This is a genomic window from Streptomyces sp. V4I23, assembly GCF_030817975.1.
Taxonomy (GTDB): Bacteria; Actinomycetota; Actinomycetes; order Streptomycetales; family Streptomycetaceae; genus Streptomyces.
The window spans coordinates 4,541,765-4,560,138 of the sequence record NZ_JAUSZW010000004.1 but is presented as its reverse complement, the minus strand read 5'-3'; the positions used below and the strand labels follow the sequence as shown (position 1 = coordinate 4,560,138).

The following is an 18,374-nucleotide window of genomic DNA, read 5'->3' as shown; positions in this document are numbered from 1 at the left end:
CCGTCAGTCGGCCATCACCAGGGCCGGCGTCTCCTTCGTCAGCACCTCGCCGCGGAAGAACGCCGGACTGCGGCGCTGCATCACGAGCATCAGCACGACGCCGAGGAGCAGCAGGCCGACGCCGATCACGAACACCGACCCCATGCCGAGGACGGAGGAGCCCGAGCCGTAGGCCGGGTCCCACATGTCGTAGAGGGTCTTGGCGAAGACGGCGGTGAGCATCAGGCCGCCGACGCCGGGGAGCACTCCCTTGATCATCAGGTTGGCCGCCGAGCGCGAGAGCTCCTTGCGGAAGAACCAGACGCAGGCGAAGGCCGTGATCGAGTAGTAGAAGCAGATCATCAGGCCGAGCGCGTAGATGGTGTCGACCAGGACGTTCTCGCTGACGAGGCTCATCACCGTGTAGAAGAGGCCGGTGGCGACGCCCGCGGCGACGGTGGCGAGACCGGGGGTCTTGAAGCGGGGGTGGACCTTCGCGAACGCCTTGGGCATGGCCTCGTACGAGCTCATCGCGAGGGCGGTGCGGGCGACGGGGATGAAGGTCGTCTGGAGGCTCGCCGCGGCGGAGGCCAGGACGGCGACGAAGAGCAGGATGCCGAGGCCCGAGCCCATGATCGGGTCGGCCAGGACCGCGAACACGTTGTCGGAGGTGTCCGGGTTGCCGAGGCCGGTGCCCTTCTCGCCGATGCCGGCGTACATCTGCACGGCGATGGCGACCATCAGGTACGAGACGACGATGATCACCATGGCGAGCATGGCGGAGCGGCCGGGGGTGCGGGTGCTGCCGACGCTCTCCTCGTTGATGGACAGGCAGGCGTCCCAGCCCCAGTAGATGAAGATCGACAGGGAGAGTCCGGCGGTGAAGGCGGAGAAGGACTCGACACCGAGCGGGTTCATCCAGGACAGGGAGAAGTCCAGGGAGCCGGCGACCTGGTCCGCCTTGGCGATGGCCATGACGGCGAAGATCGCGAGGACGGTGAGCTGGAGACCGACCAGGGCGTACTGGACCCACTTGGTCGCGGTGATGCCGCGGTAGCTGATCGCCGTGGCGACGCCGATGAAGGCGAGCGTGGTGAGGATGTGGACGGCCTTGTTGCCGTCGAGCGCGGCGACGCTCTCGCTGCCGCTGATCTCTCCGGCGGTGAGCCAGAAGAAGGACGTGGCCACTCCGGCGAGGTTCGAGAGGACGACGACGGTGGCCACCAGCAGACCCCAGCCGCACATCCAGCCGATCCGCGGGCCGAAGGCCTTCACCGTCCAGGTGAAGGAGGTGCCGCAGTCCGGGACCGCCTTGTTGAGCTCGCGGTAGGCGAAGGCGACGAGGAGCATCGGGAGGAAGCCGGCCAGGAAGATCGCCGGCATCTGGAGGCCGACCTCCCCGACGGTGGGTCCGAGTGTCGAGGTCAGGCAGTAGACGGGGGCAACCGTCGAGACGCCGATGACGGCTCCGCCCATCAGGCCGACGGAGTTTCCGCCGAGGCCTTTCTCGCGGACGCCTCCGGCGTCTTCGGGGGCGGCCGCGCCCCGTACTGCATCTCCGGCCTGCGGCCGCGCATCGATCTGGGTCATGAACAGGACGTTAAGTCCTGCGGTTTCCACATCCGGAAGATCGAAGTCCGAATACTGCCCTTTGGATTCGAAGGTCACATCGGCCGATTGGTTCATGATTGGAAGACATACAGGGACCACCAGGCCAGCTTTACCAGGCCGCAGCCGACCCGCTCTCGATTGCGATAACCGCAGCCATGACCGATTTGTCCGGTTTCAAAATTTCCCACGGCGATTTTCGGACACCTTTTCCCGCAGGTTCGGCGGCCGTCCTCACCCCGGCCACACCACCGCCTGGAGCTCGCTGTACGCATACAGCGCATACGACCCGACGTCCCGTCCCACCCCGCTCCGCTTGAACCCGCCGAACGGCGCCTCCATGTTCCGGCCGACCGTGTTCACCCCGACCCCGCCCGCCCGCAGCTCTCCCGCCACCCGGAACGCGCGGGCCACATCGCCCGACCAGACGTAGTCGATCAGGCCGTAGTCGCTGTCGTTCGCGAGCGCCACACCCTCCTCCTCGTCGTCGAACGGAACCACGACCACCACCGGCCCGAAGATCTCCTCCCGCACCACGCGCATGTCGTTGGTGCAGTCCGCGAACAGCGCCGGCGCGACGTAGGAGCCCCGCTCGAACGCCGGGCGCTCACCGCCCGCCACCAGCCGCGCCCCCTCCTTGCGGCCCAGCTCCACGTACGACTCGACCCGGTCGCGCTGCGCGGCCGAGATCAGCGGGCCGACCACCGTCGCCGGGTCGGCCGGATCGCCGACCCGCAGCCGCCCGGCGTACGCGGCGAGGCCCGCCACCACCCGCTCGTAGACGCCACGCTGCGCGAGCACGCGCGTCGGCGCCGTACAGATCTGGCCGCTGTAGAAGGAGAACGTCGTCCCGATCCCGCGCACTGCGGATTCCACATCCGCGTCGTCGTAGACGAGCGCCGCCCCCTTGCCGCCGAGCTCCATCAGCTGGCGTTTCATCGAACGGCCGCACACCTCGGCGATGCGCTGTCCGACCGCCGTCGAGCCGGTGAAGCTCACCATGTCGACGTCCGGCGAGTCGACGGCTGCCTCCCCCGCCGCGGACGCGGAACCCGTCACGACGTTCACCGTGCCGGGCGGGGCACCGGCCTCATGAAGCGCCTCGGCCATCCGGTAGACCGACAGCGGGTCCTGCGGGGCGGGCTTGACGACGACCGTGTTGCCCGCCGCCAGTGCGGGCGCGACCTTGCCGGCCGCATTGGCCCACGGGTTGTTGTACGAGGTGATGCAGGTGACGACACCGACCGGGCGGCGCACGGCGACCGCACCGAACACGCCCGCCCTCCCCATGGGGCCCGCCGCGTTGATCTGCGGGGGCACCGCCTGCTCGACGGGTTCCAGCGCGCCCCGGGCGTAACGGCGGAAGCGGGCCGCGCCGACGGCGACCTGCATGCCGCGGGCGGTGGCGGTGGTCGCGCCCGTCTCGGCGCGGGCGAGCGCGGTGTGGGCCTCCGCGTCCCGCTGGACGAGGTCCGCGGCCCGGTCCAGGATCGCCGCCCGCTCCTCCGGTTTCGTACGCGACCAGGCCGCGAACGCCTCCCGGGCCGCCGCGGCCGCCTGGTGCACCTGGGCGCGGCTCGCCTCGGGCGCGAGCCCGACGACCTCCTCCGTGGCCGGGTCGACCACCTCGTAGTGGCCGAGGTCCGGCTCGACCCACGCGCCGCCGATGAACAGCTTCTGCGGCCTCATCGGGTCGACACCTTCCTCGTGTCCCGTCCCGAGCGCAGCACGACGCCCGGCACGGCCCCGGTGACCCGGTCGTCCCTGATCGTCTCGACGCCGTTGACACGGACGGAGACGACGCCGATCGCCGGCGCGTCCAGGCGGGGGCTGTCACCGGGCAGGTCGTGCACCAGCCGCGCGGGGCCGGCGTCGATCCGCTCCGGGTCGAACAGCACCAGGTCCGCGTGCCAGCCCTCCTGGACCCGTCCGCGCTCGCGGAGGCCGAACAGCCGAGCCGGCTCGTCCGTGAGCATCCTGACCGCCTGTTCCAGGCCGACCAGCGCGCGGCCGCGCAGGCAGTCCCCGAGGAACCGCGTCGTGTACGGCGCCCCGCACATGCGGTCCAGGTGCGCGCCCGCGTCGGAGCCCCCGAGCATGACGTCCTCGTGCTGCCACGTCTCGGCCCGCAGCGCCCAGGACGCCGGGTCGTTGTCGGTGGGCATGGGCCACAGGACCGTCCGCAGCTCGTCCTCGGCGCAGATCTCGACGAGGCACCCGAAGGGGTCCTGGCCGCGCTCGGCGGCGATGTCGCGCACGACCCGTCCGGTCAGGCCCTCGTTCTCCTTCGCGTACGTGTCGCCTATGACGTACCGGCCGAAGTCGGCGAGGCGGCGGAAGACGCCTGCCTCCTTCGCCTCCGCGCGGCGCAGCATCTCCGCCCGGACCCCCGGGGCACGGAGCTTCGCGATCCGCTCGGGGACCGGGAGGGCGAGGATCTCGCCCCAGCCGGGGATCAGGTTGAGCGCGCAGAACGTGCCGAGCGACATGTTCATGGGGGTCAGGATCGGCATGGTGAGGGCGACGATCCGGCCGCCGGCCCTCCGGGCGCGCTCGCTCGGTACGAGCTGGCGCGGCACGCGCTCGGGAACCGCGGCGTCGATGGTGAGGACGTTCCAGTTGAGGGGCCGCCCGGCGGCGGCGCTCATCGCGACGAGCAGGTCGATCTCCTCGTCCGCGAACCGGTCGAGGCAGCCCGCGACGATGGCTTCGAGCTGGGTGCCCTCGTGCTCGCCCACGGCCCTCGACAGGGCGATCAGCTCCTCGGGCCGGGCGTGCCGCGAGGCGACGGGCCGCCCGTCGCCGTCGGAGTGCGTCGACGACTGGGTCGTGGACAGGCCCCAGGCGCCCGCGTCCATGGCGTCGTGGAGGAGGCCGGTCATTCGCCGGAGCTGCGCGGGCGTGGGCTGCCCGCCGACGGCGTCCGGCCCCATGACATGGCGGCGCAGGGCACAGTGCCCGACCATGAACCCGGCGTTGACGGCCGTCCGGCCGTCGAGCGCGTCCAGGTACTCGCCGAAGGTGTGCCAGGTCCAGGGAGCCCCCTGTTCCAGAGCGACCAGCGACATGCCCTCGACCTTGGACATCATGCGCCGCGTGTAGTCGGCGTCCTCGGGCCGGCCGGGGTTCAGCGGGGCGAGGGTGAAGCCGCAGTTGCCGCCCGCGACGGTGGTGACGCCGTGGTTGAGGGAGGGCGTGGCGTACGGGTCCCAGAACAGCTGGGCGTCGTAGTGGGTGTGCGGGTCGACGAAGCCGGGCGCGAGAACGAGACCGGTGGCGTCCTCGGCGGTGCGGGTGTCCTGGGTGACGCTGCCCGGCGGGGCGATGACGGCGATGCGGCCGTCGCGGATGCCGACGTCGGCGGCGAAGGCGGGCCCGCCGCTGCCGTCGACGACGGTCGCGCGCCGTATGAGGTGGTCGAGCATGGGGCGTCCCTTCTCGTGCGGATGGGTGGTCGCCTGCGCGTGGGCGGTGTGTGGCCCGGCCGGGGGGCGCCGCGTTCGGCCGCGAACGGGCGCACGCCGGCCGGGCCGGTACGGGTGGCGGTCCGGGAAGACGCCACCCGCGTGGTGGGGGAGGGGGCGAGGGCGGGTGGCGTCCGGGGCGGGCCTTTCCCCACCCCGCCCCATCCCGAACTGGGGCTTCGCCCCAGGCCCCGTACCGCGCTTCGCGCGGTGTCCTCAAGCTCCCCTACGGCCTGGCGGCCGTGGGTGGTGCCACCGGACGGGCTGACTTCGCGCAGCGAAATCCAGCCCCGCCGGCGCTTGAGGCGCTGGGGTCCCCCCACGCCCACAGGGCGTAGGTAGGGGCCCCTCCCACGGCCGCCAGACCGTAGGGGGAGGGCGGGGTGGGGAACACAGCGCCGCAGGCGCCACCCCTCAGCCCGCCGACTCCCGGAAGCGCGTCGTGCGGTGGATCGGGTCCGTGTCGATGTGGGGGATCACGTGCTCACCGATCAGCCGGATCGTCGTCATCGTGTCCTCGTACGACACCCCGGTCGGCAGCCCGAACGACAACTGGTCCGCCCCCGCCTGCTCCCACCTCTTGCACTGCTGCAGCACCTCCCCCGGGTCGCCGCAGATCATCAGTTCCTCCGCTATCAGCAGCTCGATGATCTCCGCCGTGTACTCGGGCAGCAGCTCGGGCCACTCCGGGATCCCCTCCGGCCGCGGGAAGGTGTCGTGGTAGCGGAAGAGCAGCGACTGGAGGTAGTTCAGTCCGCCGCCGGCCGCGATCTCGACCGCCTTCTCGTGCGTCTCCGCACAGATCGCCGTCGACGTCACCATCACGTTGTCGTTGACGAACGCGCCGACCGCCTTCGCCTCCTTCACCGCCGTCTTGTACGACTCGACGACCCATTCCATGTCGGAGACCTTCTGCACGCTGAAGCCCAGCACGCCAAGGCCCTTCCGGCCCGCCATCGCGTACGAGGACGGGGAGCCGGCCGCGTACCACATGGCGGGGTGGGCCTTCCCGTACGGCTTGGGGAGGACCTTCCGCGGCGGAAGGGACCAGTGCTTGCCCTGGAAGCCCGCGTACTCGTCCTGGAGCCACATCCTCGGGAACTCGGCGATCGTCTCTTCCCAGATCTCCTTGGTGTGGTTCATGTCCGTGATGCCCGGCATGAATCCGAGGATCTCGTGCGATCCCGCGCCGCGGCCCGAGCCGAACTCGAAGCGGCCCTTCGACAGGTGGTCGAGCATCGCGACCTTCTCGGCGACCTTGACGGGGTGGTTGACGGGTGCGAGAGGGTTGAAGATCCCCGATCCCAGGTGGATCCGTTCCGTCGCGTGCGCGAGGTAGCCGAGGAAGACGTCGTTGGCCGACAGGTGGGAGTACTCCTCCAGGAAGTGGTGTTCGGAGGCCCAGGCGTACTTGAACCCGGACCGGTCCGCCTGGATGACGTACTCGGTCTCCTCCATGAGCGCCTTGTGCTCGGCGAGCGGGTCGGTCGCGGCGCGCTTGCCGAGGTATCCCTGTACGAAGATGCCGAATTCCACGGGGGTTCACCGCCCAATCTTTTCTGACGCTTCGTCAGATCAGGATGGCTCCGACTGTTCCACCGCCCGGACGGGAACGCAATACCTGACAGTTCGTCAGTCGGGGCCGCTGCCGTGTCACAGCACGCTGACCCCGGCGAGCCATCCCCCGTCGATGACGAACGGCTGACCCGTGATGTACGAGGAGTCCTCACCGGTCAGGAAGAGCGCGAGCCGCGCGACCTCCTCCGGCCGCCCGACCCGGCCGAGCGGCACGAGCGTGCGGTACAGCTCCTCGACCGTGCCGGGGTCCGCGCCCTCCGGATTGCTCATCGGGGTGTCCACCGCACCCGGGCACACGGCGTTGACCCGGATCCCCCGCCCGGCGAGCTCCAGCGCGGCGACCCTGGTCAGGCCGAGGACGGCATGCTTGGAGGCGGTGTACGCGCCGACGTACGCCATGCCGGTCAGGGCCGTGTACGAGGCGGTGTTGACGATCGTCCCGCCGCCGGCGGCCTCGATCTCGGGGGCGAGCGTCTTGATCCCGAGGAACGCGCCGACCTGGTTCACCTGGGTGATCAGCTGGAACTCCTCCAGCGGCGTGCCGACCAGCTCGTTGAAGCGCAGGATGCCCGCGTTGTTGACCAGGCCGTCGACGCGCCCGAAGGCGTCCTTCGCAGCGGCGACCGCGGCGGTCCAGTCGTCCTCCCGGCTCACGTCCAGGTGGACGTACAGGGCTCCCAGTTCCTCGGCGAGCTTCCCGCCCTGCTCGTCGAGGACGTCGGCGAGGACCACGTGTGCGCCCTCCGCCGTGAAGAGCCGGGCCTCCGCCTCGCCTTGCCCGCGTGCCGCACCGGTGATGAACACGACGCGTCCGTCCAGCTTGCCCATGCCGAGTCTCCCTGGTCGTTCGAGGATGGTTCGAGGGTCATCCGAGCTGGGGAGCCACCTCGGCGGCGAACGCCGCCATCTGGTCCGTCAGTTCGGCCACGCCGCGGCTGCGGAAACGGACCTGGATCTGGTCCACGCCCATCGCCGCGTAGGCGCGCAGCGCATCGGCGAGGGCCTGCGGCCCGCCGGTGAGGGTCCTGCGGCCGGTGCGCCAGGCGGGTTCGCCGACGTAGAGCGGTTCGGTGATGGCGCCGATCACGCAGGGCGCCTCGATCCCGGCCTTCTCGCGCAGTGCCCTGATACGGGCGATCTGCGCGGGCAGCCGGTCGCGCGGGTCGCCCTGCGGCAGCCAGCCGTCACCCTTGAGCGCGGCGCGGCGGACGGCGGCGGGCGAGGAGCCGCCGATCCAGAGCGGTACGCGCTCCTGGGCGGGCCGGGGCCGTTGCCCCAGATCCTTGAAGGAGTACCGCTCCCCGGTGAACTCGGGGAACTCCTCCGGGCCGAGCGCCGCCCGCAGCGCGTCGACGGTCTCGTCCAGCACGGGCCCGCGGTGGTCGAAGCCGACGCCGAGCGCGTCGAACTCCTCGCGCACATGCCCCGCACCGACCCCGAGGATCAGCCGCCCGCCGGAGAGGTGGTCGAGGGTCGCGTACTGCTTGGCGGTCAGCAGAGGGTGCCGCAGTCCGACGACGGCGACGTGACTCAGGAGGCGGACGCGTTCGGTGACTGCCGCGAGGTGGGAGAGCGTGGCGACGGGGTCGTACCAGACGGTGGACATGGCATCGGCGAGACGGCGCGGGATCGCGACGTGGTCGCAGACGGCGATGTACGCGAAACCGGCGCGGTCGGCGGCGCGGGCGATCTCGACGAGCGCGCCCGGCCCGGCGTCGGCCTCCCAGGACTCGGCGTAGAGGGCGCTCTGGGACTGGACCGGGAGCTGCATCCCGTACGCGACCATGGGAGGACTCCTCGTATCTGACGGACCGTCATGAACGATGGCCCGCCCATGGTCTTGTCCCGCGGTCCATGAGGCAAGGCCCCTGCGCCGCCTACCCCAGCAGCGCGTACACCGTGGAGGCGCGGGCCGCGGGAGCGTCCTCGCCCTCGGGCGTCATGGTGATGTCGGCGAACGCCATGCGCCGGCCCAGCTTGGTGATCCGCGCGTCGACGAGGACGTCCGCGCCCGTGACGGCGCGCAGGAGGCTGGTGGACTGCTGGACCGTCGTCATGGGGACGAAGCCGCCGCGCGCCGACGACACGGCGATCACGGTGGCGGTGTCGGCCGCGGCCATCAGCGCCTGCCCGGACAGGGCCCCGCCCTCCCGCGCGAGCCGCTCGGACCACGGCAGGCGCAGCACCGCGCGCAGCTCGCCCGCCTCGTGGACGGTCAGCCCGAGGTCGAGCACCCAGGGCGCGAAGTTGTCGGAGAGGATCTTGTCGGCTTCGGCGAGGGAGAGCGTCATGCGGAGCATGGTGCCGCGAACGGGGGCCGCGGGGTAGCGGGCCCCGGGGTAGCGGCCCCGGGGGGACAAGGGCTCCTCCACCGACGGATTCGGCCACTCGTGTCGACGCGGGGCTACGCCGAGTATCGACTGGTCCGCACCGCGAGGGAGGCGCATCATGACAGTGATGCTGGAACGTCCGACGACAGACGGCGCCGACCCCCGCCGCTTCGAGGAGCTCTGCGAAGCCCTCGACGAGCTGAATGTGCCCGACGGCTTCAACGCCGAGATCATCAGGGGGAACATCGTCGTGTCGCCGTGGTCGAAGGCGTACTACCTCGACGTCATGGATCTGGTCTGCGATCAGTTGCGCCCCCGCCTTCCGGAGGGACACCGGATCAGCTCGGCTCCCGCCCTCTACGTGTTCCCCGGCGTGGAGCGGGCGTACGGACCGGACGTCCACGCGGCTCACCGTCAGACCCGCCGGACGACAAGCCGCCACCTGGACGGGGAAGGGCTCTCCTTCGTCGCCGAGTTGACCTCACCCTCGACGCGAGACGACGATCTCACCGACAAGGCCGAGCGCTACGGCAAGGCCGGCGTTCCTGTCTATCTCCTGCTCGACATGCAGGAGGACAGTGCCACCGTCTTCTGGTCGCCGACCGCCAAGGGGTACGCCTCCCACCTCACCGTGCCCTTCGGCGAGAAGATCCACATCCCCGCTCCGTTCGACTGTCACCTCGACACGACGGGATTCCAGGCGCCCAGCGAAGGCTGACGCCTGGAACCAGGCCCGGGCCGGCCCGGTCCAGCGCTACGCCCCCGCCCACAACCCGTCCTCCGTCAGGCCCAGCAGGTCGATCGCGTTGCCGCGCACGATGCGGTTCACCACGTCCGGGGGGAGGTGGGCCGTCTGGGACTCGCCGACCTCCTTGGACTTCGGCCACGTCGAGTCCGAGTGCGGGTAGTCCGTCTCGTACAGCACGTTGCCCGCGCCGATCGCGTGCAGGTTCCGCAGGCCGAAGGCGTCGTCGAAGAAGCAGCCGTACACGTGCTCGGCGAACAGCTCGGAGGGCGGGCGGGTGACCTTGTCGGCGACGCCGCCCCAGGCGCGGTTCTCCTCCCAGACCACGTCGGCCCGTTCCAGGATGTAGGGGATCCAGCCGATCTGGCCCTCGGCGTACATGATCCGCAGGTTCGGGAAGCGTTCGAACTTGCCGCTCATCAGCCAGTCCACCATCGAGAAGCAGCAGTTGGCGAAGGTGATGGTCGATCCCACGGCCGGCGGGGCGTCCGCCGACGTCGAGGGCATCCTCGAGGACGAGCCGATGTGCATGGCGACGACCGTGCCGGTCTCGTCGCACGCCGCGAGGAACGGGTCCCACGCGTCGGTGTGGATGGACGGCAGTCCGAGGTGCGGAGGTATCTCGGAGAAGGCGACCGCGCGCACTCCGCGTGCCGCGTTGCGCCGGACCTCGTCGGCGGCGAGGCGGGCGTCCCACAGCGGGACGAGGGTGAGCGGGATCAGCCGGCCGCGGGCCTCGGGGCCGCACCACTCCTCCACCATCCAGTCGTTGTACGCCCGCACGCCCAGCAGGCCGAGCTCCCGGTCGGCGGCCTCGGTGAAGGTCTGGCCGCAGAAGCGGGGGAAGGTCGGGAAGCAGAGCGCGGACTGGACGTGGTTGACGTCCATGTCGGCGAGCCGGTCGGGCACGGAGTACGACCCCGGGCGCATCTGCTCGTAGGTGATGATCTCCAGCTTGATCTCGTCCCTGTCGTACCCGACGGCCGTGTCGAGCCGGGTCAGGGGGCGGTGCAGGTCCTCGTACACCCACCAGTCGCCGATCGGGCCGTCGTCGCCGGGCGCCCCCATGACCGGGGAGAACTTTCCGCCGAGGAAGGTCATGTCCTTCAGCGGGGCCCTGACGACGCGCGGGCCGGTGTCGCGGTACTTCGACGGGAGCCGGTCCCGCCAGACATGGGGGGGCTCGACCGTGTGGTCGTCCACCGAGATGATCTTGGGGAAGGTCTCCATGTCTCTCACGGTAGCCCCGATCTGACGGTTCGTCAGCTAGTGGTGACTACTCCGAAGTCGCTATGAACTCCACGTATACGCTCTGTGTATAGTGCGCTCACGCACGCGGCAGACCACCGCGCACACCGCCGCGCGCCGCGACCACCACACAGGGGGAACACCGTCATGCCCGTCAAGACGCACATACGCAGGGCGCGGGTTGTCTCGGCCCTCGCCGCCGCCTCGCTCGCGCTCGTCCTCGCCGGCTGCTCGGCGGACGCCACCTCGCCCGCCGACGCGCGCGCGGACGCCCGCGCCGACGGGGCGGCGCTCTCCGACGGCAAGCAGCCCGGCAGCGGCAAGGGCGTCGGGGCGGAGGCCCGACCGGCCGTGGACTGCGAGAAGGCCAAGTGCATCGCCGTGACCTTCGACGCGGGCCCCGGCAAGGACACTCCGCGCCTGACGGAATCATCCTGCTCCACGACATCTACGACGGAACGGTGCCCGCCGTCCCCGGCATCATCGAGGAGCTGAAGAAACGCGGTTACACCTTCGTCACGGTCCCCGAGCTCCTCGCGCCCGCCGAACCGCAGCCCGGAACGGTCTATCGTCCCTGATCAGGTGTGGGACGAGGCTCACACGGGCAGGCGGGAGACGGAGGTGCCCCGCTGCTGACGGGGCCGCCCCCTACAGGGCAGACTGTCGAGGGCGATTTCCGGCAGTACGGGCAGGGGGCAGCCAATGGACCGTGACAGCGGGCCACGCGTACCGAATCAGCGCGCTCCGCTGCACAGCGGAGCGGACGACGCGGCCCAGCTCCACTTCAGCGTGCTCGGGCCGGTCCGGGTCAGGCGGGGCGCGGAGACCCTGCCGCCCGGCTCGCCGCAGCAACGCGCCCTGCTCGCCGCGCTGTTGCTGCGCGACGGCCGGACCGCGACGGCGTCGGAGCTGATCGACGCGATCTGGGGCGAGGAACCGCCCTCGCAGGCCCTCGCCGCCGTTCGCACGTACGCCTCCCGGCTGCGCAAGTCCCTGCCCGCCGCCGCGCTCGTGACCGAATCCGGCGGTTACGCCCTGCGGGTGGGGCGCGACGCGCTCGACCTCGCCGTGGCGCAGGAACTCGCCGCGGAGGCGGACAAGGCGCGCTCCGCCGGCGGCCGCTCCCAGGCCCGGACCCTGATCAACAAGTCGCTCGGCCTGTGGGACGGCGAGCCGCTGGCCAACGTCCCCGGGCCGTACGCGGAGAACCAGCGCGCCCGGCTGGAGGAGTGGCGGCTGCAACTGCTGGAGACCCGCCTCGACCTGGACCTGGAGCTCGGCTGCCACGCCGAGGCCGTCTCGGAACTGACCGCGCTCACCGCCGCGCATCCGCTGCGCGAGCGGCTGCGGGAACTGCTGATGCTCGCGCTGTACCGCAGCGGACGGCAGGCGGAGGCCCTGGCCGTGTACGCCGACACGCGGCGTCTGCTCGCCGACGAACTGGGCGTCGACCCGCGGCCCGAGCTGGCCCGCCTCCAGCAGCGCATCCTCCAGGCGGACGCGGAGCTGGCGCGGCCGGTCGAGGAGCCGACACCCGCACCGCAGGTCACGCGCCCCGCGCAACTTCCCGCCACCGTCCCGGACTTCACCGGCCGGTCCTCCTTCGTACGGGAGCTGGGCGACCAGCTCGCCACCGCCGAGGGCTCGGTGATGGCGGTCTCCGCCCTCGCGGGCATCGGCGGCGTCGGCAAGACGACGCTGGCGGTGCACGTCGCCCACCAGGCGCGCAAGCACTTCCCCGACGGGCAGCTGTACGTGGACCTCCAGGGCGCGGGCAACCGGGCCGCCGAGCCGGAGACCGTGCTCGGCGCGTTCCTGCGCGCCCTGGGCGCGGCGGACTCCGCGATCCCGGACACCCTGGACGAGCGGGCCGCGCTGTACCGCTCGATGCTGGACGGGCGCCGGGTGCTCGTCCTGCTGGACAACGCACGCGACGCGGCCCAGATCCGGCCCCTGCTGCCGGGCACGGCCGGGTGCGCGGCGCTGATCACCAGCCGGGTGCGGATGGTGGACCTCGCGGGCGCGCACCTGGTGGACCTGGACGTGATGTCGCCGGAGGAGGCGCTGCAGCTCTTCACGCGGATCGTGGGCGAGGAACGGGTGCGCGCGGAGCGGGAGTCGGCGCTGGACGTGGTCGCGGCGTGCGGGTTCCTGCCGCTGGCGATCCGTATCGCCGCCTCCCGCCTCGCGTCGCGCCGGACCTGGACCGTCTCGGTCCTGGCGGCCAAGCTCGCGGACGAACGCCGCAGGCTGGACGAGCTCCAGGCGGGCGACCTGGCGGTGAAGGCCACGTTCGAGCTGGGCTACGGCCAGCTCGAGCCGGCCCAGGCCCGCGCCTTCCGCCTGCTGGGCCTGGCGGACGGCCCGGACATGTCGCTGTCGGCTGCCGCGGCGTTGCTGGCGCTCCCCCTCCACGAGACGGAGGACCTGCTGGAGGCCCTGGTCGACACGTCCCTGCTGGAGTCGGCGGCGCCGGGGCGCTACCGCTACCACGACCTGGTGAGGCTCTACGCGCGTGCATGCGCGGAGCGGGACGAACAGCCGCCGTCGGAAGGGGAGGCGGCGCTGTCGCGGCTGCTGGACTTCTATCTGGGGACGGCGGCGCGGGTGTACGCGATCGAGCGTCCGGGGGACCGGCTCGTGGACCATCTGGAGCCGACGGGGGGCGCGGGGCTGTCGTTCAAGGACCGGCACGAGGCGCAGGACTGGCTGTACGCGGAGGCGAACGCACTGCTCGCCTGCGTCCGGCAGTCGTCCGGCCCGAGCACCCTGCGGCGTGCGGTCGATCTGCTGTGGGCGGCCCTGGACCTCGGTGAATCCGGCGCGAACTCCAAGCAGTACGAGGCCGCGGCCGCCGCCATGCTGGATGCGGCACGTGCTTGCGGTGACGCCCGCGCAGAAGGCCGCTCCCTCGTCACCCTGAGCAATGCCCACCTCGTGGCCGGCCGCTTCGACCAGGCCGACGACGAGGCGCAGCAGGCGCTGTCGCTGTCCCACGTCGTCGACGATCCCCTGACCGGCTGCTGGGCGTCCAATCACCGGGGGGTCATCGCGATCTACCAGAACCGTCAGGCGGACGGCGAGCAGCATTTGGAGCGGGCGATCGCGGACTTCCGAGCGGGCGAGAACCTTCCCGGCGAGGCGTCCGCCCTGTGCAATCTGTCCCGCATCCATCTGGCGATGGGACGCACGGCCAGCGCGGTGGCCTTGGCGCAGCAGGGTCTCGACATATACGACGCGATGGGCCACGCCCTGCGCGGCGCCAACGCCCGCTACGCGCTGGGCATGGCGCTCACCCGCAGCGGCCAGATCCCGGAGGCGACGGCGCGGCTGCTGGAGGCGTTGGACGTCTTCCACGACAGCCGGCAGCGGCTGTGGGAGGGGATGACCCTGTTCCGCCTGGCCGAGGCGGACATCGCCGGCCGCCGGATCGCGCAGGCCGCCTCCAACGCGGAGATGGCGCTCACCGTGCTGCGCGGCATCGGCGGGGAATGGCGCCGCGGCAATGTGCTGACCGTGCTGGGCAAAGCCCTCAACGGGCTGGGCCAGACCGGCAGGGCAGAAGTGTGCTGGCGCGAGGCGCTGGCGATTTACGAGGAACTCGGATCGCCCGAGTCCGCCGACGTCCAGGCGCTGTTGTCGCCGGCCACGGCCGCATAGCCTTCTGCCGGGTCGTTCATCGTTCGTTTATCGCGGACGGGCATCCTCGTTCCTGTCGATCCGTCGCGTCGGGGGGCAGACGGGGGACACCTGCGGCACCACCGTTAGGGTGAGCCGCCCTGAGAGGCCCGTCCGGAAGTCCTCGGGGGAACGGCCGGGCGGGTCTCGTCCAACCAAGCACTACCGAACCACCAACGGGAGGGCAGCACACATGGCTGACGCGCAGAAGGACCCGATCCTCAAGCCACAGGACACCCACGCCACGGGTGCCGGCGAGGACACGGTGACCACGCAGGACACGCACGCCACAGGCGGTGACGTCCGTCCCATGGACACCCATGCGACCGGTGGCGACATCCGCACGCTGGACACCCACGCGACCGGCGGTGACATCCGTCCCATGGACACGCATGCGACGTCCGAGCCGCTGAAGCCGGTGCGGCCGACCGACTGAGCCACTCACGACGGGGAAACGGCCGCGGCGGCGCGGAGGGGGAGCCGCCGCGGCCGGTTTGCGTGCCATTTGATCAGGCCATTTGATGGCGTGATCGCGCCCTAGCGTCGAACGCATGACCGTATCTCGATAGTGTCATGGAGCCCATGCAACTCACCCCATAGGGGAGTTGCATGACCCGCACGACGAAGGCTGCGGTGCAGCCGCCTTCGCGATGGCCCTTGGCCTCGGAACCGCCGGCACCGCCATGGCCGACAACCACATCCCGGTGGCACCCCTCGACAACCACATCCCGTAACCTCGGGCGGCGCATTAAGCCCATCAGGGGGTCGAGTCCTTCTCGGCCCCCTGGTTTCGGTGCCGAGCAAACAAAAAGCCAATCGCCACCTAGACCGACCGCCGAGCGCCTCACCCTGGATCCTCGGCCGGACTTCAGCTCCCTGCCCAGCTCCCCCAGCCGACCGTGTACGCGTAGAGCTGCACCGTCTGCGTGCGAACGCGGCTGGACTGTGTCAGGGCTGCTGCGTCCACCCGGACGAGGCCAGCGCGGAATCCTGGCCTAGATGAGGGACGGAAGCACCCCACGCGGCCAGTGGCCCAGCCAGAACGCGGCGGTGGAGGGCTCCAGCAGTCCCTCCGTGGAGCCGTCGTGCGGGAACAGTTCCGTGGGGGCGATGTAGCCCTCGCCGGGCTCCAGGCGGATCCGGTAGCAGAGCACGGTGTGGCCGGATCCGACATACCTCCTCAGGTCGTCCGTGTGTGGGTACCGGTCCGCGTAATCCTGGTAGAGCGCCCGGCAGATGGTGCGGATATCCAGGTCTGCGAGGAGGAGATAGCGGGTGCCTGGACCGAGGTTGATGCAGATCCGGCGGCGGCCAGTGTGTTTGGTGGCGTAGGGAAGCCTGTCCCAGTTGTCGACGTGCAGGCCGATTCGGTATCCGTCGTTCTCGTGGTTACGGGTGGTGGTGAGCACGTCCATCGGTGCACGGGCCTGACCCAGGTGAATCGCCTCGGGATCTCCCAGACGCTGAATCAAGGAGCTGAGGGCCTCGGCGGGCACGGGCGGTTTCACCAGTTCGACCAGGGTGCTGTCCCCGATCGGCGAGGAGGCGACGAGGTCCTGTGCGGTGTCGTCGGTAATGCTCGTCCAGGGACCGGTGGGAAGGACGGCTCCGTTCTCATAGGCGGGGTCGGCGCGCACGGTGCGTAGGACGGCCACCCCACATCGTTCGCGTAAGGCAGTGATGTCGGTGGCTGCGATGCTCAACGTCATGATGGAGTCCTTCGAAGTCAGCGATCGGGGTCAAGGTCTTCGCCGTACGTCACATTGAGTTCCGCGAGAAGAGCCTGGGCAAGCTCAAGCTCCTGGGCGCGATTGATGATGACCTTGGAAAGGTGGGCGACACCCCGTACAGCAGAGAGATCGTTGGCGCGCAGGTCGAGGTCTTGATAGCGCCCCTTCCCGAACTCGGTCGCCCGCAGGGTGCAGGTGTTGAGTACTGCCGCGGTGAGATCGCAGTCTGTGAACGATGCTTCGGTGAGTACGCACTTGGAGAAGGCGACCGGTCCGGTGGCCCGGACTTTGTCGAAGGCTGCGTAGCTGAGCTGGCAGTGCTCGAACAGAACGTCCTCGAGAACCAGCTCATCCATCCCGGCGCCCATGATCTTGCAGTTGCGGAAGACGACTCGGGAAAGCTTGCTGTCACGCCAGGTGACGGAGCCGAGATCGCAGCCGTCGAACTCGACCGAGTTCAGCCGCATCTGCTGCAAGTGGGCGCGGGCGGTCCGTAGGCCGGTGATGCGACCGCTCACGAGCTGGGCCTCGATGAGATCGAGCGAGCGCAGGCGGGCATCGACGTACTGGAAGTCCTGAACGATGCCCCGGCCCCCTTCGAGGGACTCAACACTGGACAGATACAGGCCCGGCTCGTCGAGGGCGGGCAGGGTCAGCGTGACGCTGCCGAAGGTGCGGCTGTCCACGGTCGTACTCCATCTCTGAGGGGGTCGGGGTCGGCCGAGGCTACTTCTTCTTGTTCCAGTTGTCCCAGGTCGGACGGTTGTCGAACTTCGGCGTGTTGTTGGCCCATGTGGGGCGGTTGTCGAACTTCGCCGTAGGTGATGATCCGCCGGCCTGGATGAGGGCACGCAACCGGTCGGCAGATTCGATGACGAGTTCAGCTGCGGTGTTCGTGGGCATGCTGGGTGACTCCTTTCAAGAGCGCGATCTTTGCTGTTGAGCAGTAGTGAGTGCGGGTGCCGTCCATACGGCCGCCGTGCTCGAAGTAGCGGTTGGCCGGGTGGCCCCCGCCACAGAAGCCGAAGTAGGAGCAGGTGGACTCGCAGGCGTCCACGCCACGCCAGAATTCCGAAAGCCAGGGCGTGCGCTCTTCGGCCTCGGCCACGAGGCGGTGGAGGCTGTGATGCAGAACGTTGCCTGTGGTGAAGTCGCCGAAGCGCGGATCGGTGAAGCCGGCCAGCTCCGGGGAGAGGAGAACCACGCTCCCGTCGTAGGCAATGGTCGGCAGCGGATCCCACGGCGCTGACGTCGGCCCTGCTGGAGATTCATGCCGAAGCACCGCGCCCGCGAACGCCAGCACCCGTGAAACTTCGCGCAGTTGTATGACGGGGCTGGCCTCCCACGCCGAGGTGAGTGCTGCCCAGAACTCAACGACCTGACCGAGGTCGGGCTCGTGCGCCGAGGTGTTGACGCCCTCCTGCTCCTCGACATTGACGCCCAGGGAATGGCAGCCGAGCTCGACGAAGAACTCGTAGAACTCCGCCGCGCGACTCGGGTCGGGGTCGGTGACGACGGCGATGGCCGAATACGGAATCCCGTGGGCCTTGAGGCGCTGGATACCTCGCAGAATGACGCGATGGGCAGGGTGACCGGCTCGGGTGACGCGGTTCGTGTTCATGTGCTCCGGGCCGTCGATGCTGACACCCACGCCGACGTCCCGCTCCAGCAGGAACTCGCACCAAGCGTCGTCCACCAGGACGGCGTTCGTCTGCACGGTGTGCTTGCCTGCGGTGAAGGGTGCCATGAGGCGAGCCAGATGCTCGTGGCCGGCCGAAAGCGGTTCACCACCGTGCCAGACCACCTCGAACTGTGGATCCGCCAAGGCCCAGGCGTTGGTCGACTCCGCCACGGCATGGGCGACCTCCAGGGGCATGAGGTGCTTGTCCTTGCGAAATGGCAGATAGCAGTACCGGCAGTCGAGCGGCTGGCAGAGTGTCGTTGGCTGCATGATCACCGCACTGGGGGCAGCGGCAAGACGCCCGAACGGACGGATGGATGTGATCACGCCTCC

The 18,374-nt window shown here is 70.3% G+C and carries 16 protein-coding genes and 1 pseudogene; 5 read left to right on the top strand and 12 right to left on the bottom strand.

Features of this window, described 5'->3' with window-relative positions; genetic code table 11:
* Positions 1-3: 3 nt before the first annotated feature.
* From QFZ82_RS23070 to QFZ82_RS23040, 7 genes are all read right to left on the bottom strand, one after another.
* Positions 4-1,569 (bottom strand): APC family permease, encoded by a 1,566-nt coding sequence (locus QFZ82_RS23070; protein ID WP_307714960.1) that lies wholly within the window; start codon positions 1,567-1,569, stop codon positions 4-6.
* 252 nt (positions 1,570-1,821) lie between these two features.
* Positions 1,822-3,276: an aldehyde dehydrogenase family protein gene (locus QFZ82_RS23065; protein ID WP_307714959.1), complete on the bottom strand. Its 1,455-nt coding sequence runs from the start codon at positions 3,274-3,276 to the stop codon at positions 1,822-1,824.
* Positions 3,273-5,012 (bottom strand): amidohydrolase family protein, encoded by a 1,740-nt coding sequence (locus tag QFZ82_RS23060; RefSeq protein ID WP_307714958.1) that lies wholly within the window; start codon positions 5,010-5,012, stop codon positions 3,273-3,275. Before QFZ82_RS23060 ends, QFZ82_RS23065 begins: the two co-directional genes overlap by 4 nt.
* Before the next feature lie 453 nt (positions 5,013-5,465).
* Positions 5,466-6,587 (bottom strand): LLM class flavin-dependent oxidoreductase, encoded by a 1,122-nt coding sequence (locus tag QFZ82_RS23055; RefSeq protein ID WP_307714957.1) that lies wholly within the window; start codon positions 6,585-6,587, stop codon positions 5,466-5,468.
* Positions 6,588-6,704: 117 nt separating this feature from the next.
* Entirely contained in the window at positions 6,705-7,457 is a 753-nt protein-coding gene (locus QFZ82_RS23050) for an SDR family NAD(P)-dependent oxidoreductase (protein ID WP_307714956.1), read from the bottom strand.
* Between the two features lie 37 nt (positions 7,458-7,494).
* A complete protein-coding gene (locus tag QFZ82_RS23045; RefSeq protein ID WP_307714955.1) occupies positions 7,495-8,415 on the bottom strand; it encodes an LLM class F420-dependent oxidoreductase in 921 nt (306 codons plus the stop codon).
* A gap of 91 nt (positions 8,416-8,506) precedes the next feature.
* Complete coding sequence (locus QFZ82_RS23040) at positions 8,507-8,920, bottom strand: PaaI family thioesterase (RefSeq protein ID WP_307714954.1); 414 nt, start codon at positions 8,918-8,920, stop codon at positions 8,507-8,509.
* Between the two features lie 157 nt (positions 8,921-9,077).
* Here QFZ82_RS23040 and QFZ82_RS23035 point away from each other — a divergent pair, with 157 nt between their 5' ends.
* Positions 9,078-9,677, top strand: a complete 600-nt coding sequence (locus QFZ82_RS23035; RefSeq protein WP_307714953.1) for a Uma2 family endonuclease — start codon at positions 9,078-9,080, stop codon at positions 9,675-9,677.
* Between the two features lie 36 nt (positions 9,678-9,713).
* Here the strand turns inward: QFZ82_RS23035 and QFZ82_RS23030 are convergent, their stop codons facing one another.
* Complete coding sequence (locus QFZ82_RS23030; protein ID WP_307714952.1) at positions 9,714-10,934, bottom strand: amidohydrolase family protein; 1,221 nt, start codon at positions 10,932-10,934, stop codon at positions 9,714-9,716.
* Between the two features lie 165 nt (positions 10,935-11,099).
* Between QFZ82_RS23030 and QFZ82_RS23025 the strand changes: the two are divergent.
* From QFZ82_RS23025 to QFZ82_RS23010, 4 genes and pseudogenes are all read left to right on the top strand, one after another.
* A pseudogene (locus QFZ82_RS23025) lies at positions 11,100-11,530 on the top strand (hypothetical protein).
* A gap of 124 nt (positions 11,531-11,654) precedes the next feature.
* Positions 11,655-14,612, top strand: coding sequence for a BTAD domain-containing putative transcriptional regulator (locus QFZ82_RS23020; protein ID WP_307714951.1), 2,958 nt, complete (start codon positions 11,655-11,657; stop codon positions 14,610-14,612).
* 211 nt (positions 14,613-14,823) lie between these two features.
* Positions 14,824-15,066: a hypothetical protein gene (locus tag QFZ82_RS23015; protein WP_307714950.1), complete on the top strand. Its 243-nt coding sequence runs from the start codon at positions 14,824-14,826 to the stop codon at positions 15,064-15,066.
* Between the two features lie 169 nt (positions 15,067-15,235).
* Entirely contained in the window at positions 15,236-15,364 is a 129-nt protein-coding gene (locus QFZ82_RS23010; RefSeq protein WP_307714949.1) for a hypothetical protein, read from the top strand.
* 261 nt (positions 15,365-15,625) lie between these two features.
* On the opposite strand, the gene QFZ82_RS23005 is transcribed toward QFZ82_RS23010, so the two are convergent.
* The 4 genes from QFZ82_RS23005 to amcB are packed head-to-tail and all read right to left on the bottom strand — an operon-like array spanning position 15,626 to position 18,368.
* The gene (locus tag QFZ82_RS23005; protein ID WP_307714947.1) at positions 15,626-16,339 is read right to left on the bottom strand and encodes a hypothetical protein; all 714 of its coding nucleotides are present in this window, start codon (positions 16,337-16,339) and stop codon (positions 15,626-15,628) included.
* A 17-nt stretch (positions 16,340-16,356) separates the two neighbouring features.
* Entirely contained in the window at positions 16,357-17,046 is a 690-nt protein-coding gene (locus QFZ82_RS23000) for a pentapeptide repeat-containing protein (RefSeq protein ID WP_307714946.1), read from the bottom strand.
* Between the two features lie 40 nt (positions 17,047-17,086).
* Positions 17,087-17,263 (bottom strand): multiple cyclophane-containing RiPP AmcA, encoded by a 177-nt coding sequence (gene amcA / locus QFZ82_RS22995; RefSeq protein ID WP_307714945.1) that lies wholly within the window; start codon positions 17,261-17,263, stop codon positions 17,087-17,089.
* A complete protein-coding gene (gene amcB / locus QFZ82_RS22990) occupies positions 17,241-18,368 on the bottom strand; it encodes a cyclophane-forming radical SAM peptide maturase AmcB (protein ID WP_307714944.1) in 1,128 nt (375 codons plus the stop codon). The genes amcA and amcB overlap by 23 nt, the downstream gene beginning before the upstream one ends.
* Between the last annotated feature and the right edge of the window lie 6 nt (positions 18,369-18,374).

Excerpts from the sequence above, each read along its gene's own strand:
- QFZ82_RS23070 (WP_307714960.1), bottom strand. The coding sequence starts at position 1,569 with ATGACCCAGATCGATGCGCGGCCGCAGGCCGGAGATGCAGTACGGGGC.
- QFZ82_RS23065 (WP_307714959.1), bottom strand. The coding sequence starts at position 3,276 with ATGAGGCCGCAGAAGCTGTTCATCGGCGGCGCGTGGGTCGAGCCGGAC.
- QFZ82_RS23060 (WP_307714958.1), bottom strand. The coding sequence starts at position 5,012 with ATGCTCGACCACCTCATACGGCGCGCGACCGTCGTCGACGGCAGCGGC.
- QFZ82_RS23050 (WP_307714956.1), bottom strand. The coding sequence starts at position 7,457 with ATGGGCAAGCTGGACGGACGCGTCGTGTTCATCACCGGTGCGGCACGC.
- QFZ82_RS23045 (WP_307714955.1), bottom strand. The coding sequence starts at position 8,415 with ATGGTCGCGTACGGGATGCAGCTCCCGGTCCAGTCCCAGAGCGCCCTC.
- QFZ82_RS23040 (WP_307714954.1), bottom strand. The coding sequence starts at position 8,920 with ATGACGCTCTCCCTCGCCGAAGCCGACAAGATCCTCTCCGACAACTTC.
- QFZ82_RS23035 (WP_307714953.1), top strand. The coding sequence starts at position 9,078 with ATGACAGTGATGCTGGAACGTCCGACGACAGACGGCGCCGACCCCCGC.
- QFZ82_RS23030 (WP_307714952.1), bottom strand. The coding sequence starts at position 10,934 with ATGGAGACCTTCCCCAAGATCATCTCGGTGGACGACCACACGGTCGAG.
- QFZ82_RS23020 (WP_307714951.1), top strand. The coding sequence starts at position 11,655 with ATGGACCGTGACAGCGGGCCACGCGTACCGAATCAGCGCGCTCCGCTG.
- QFZ82_RS23015 (WP_307714950.1), top strand. The coding sequence starts at position 14,824 with ATGGCTGACGCGCAGAAGGACCCGATCCTCAAGCCACAGGACACCCAC.
- QFZ82_RS23005 (WP_307714947.1), bottom strand. The coding sequence starts at position 16,339 with ATGACGTTGAGCATCGCAGCCACCGACATCACTGCCTTACGCGAACGA.
- amcA (WP_307714945.1), bottom strand. The coding sequence starts at position 17,263 with ATGCCCACGAACACCGCAGCTGAACTCGTCATCGAATCTGCCGACCGG.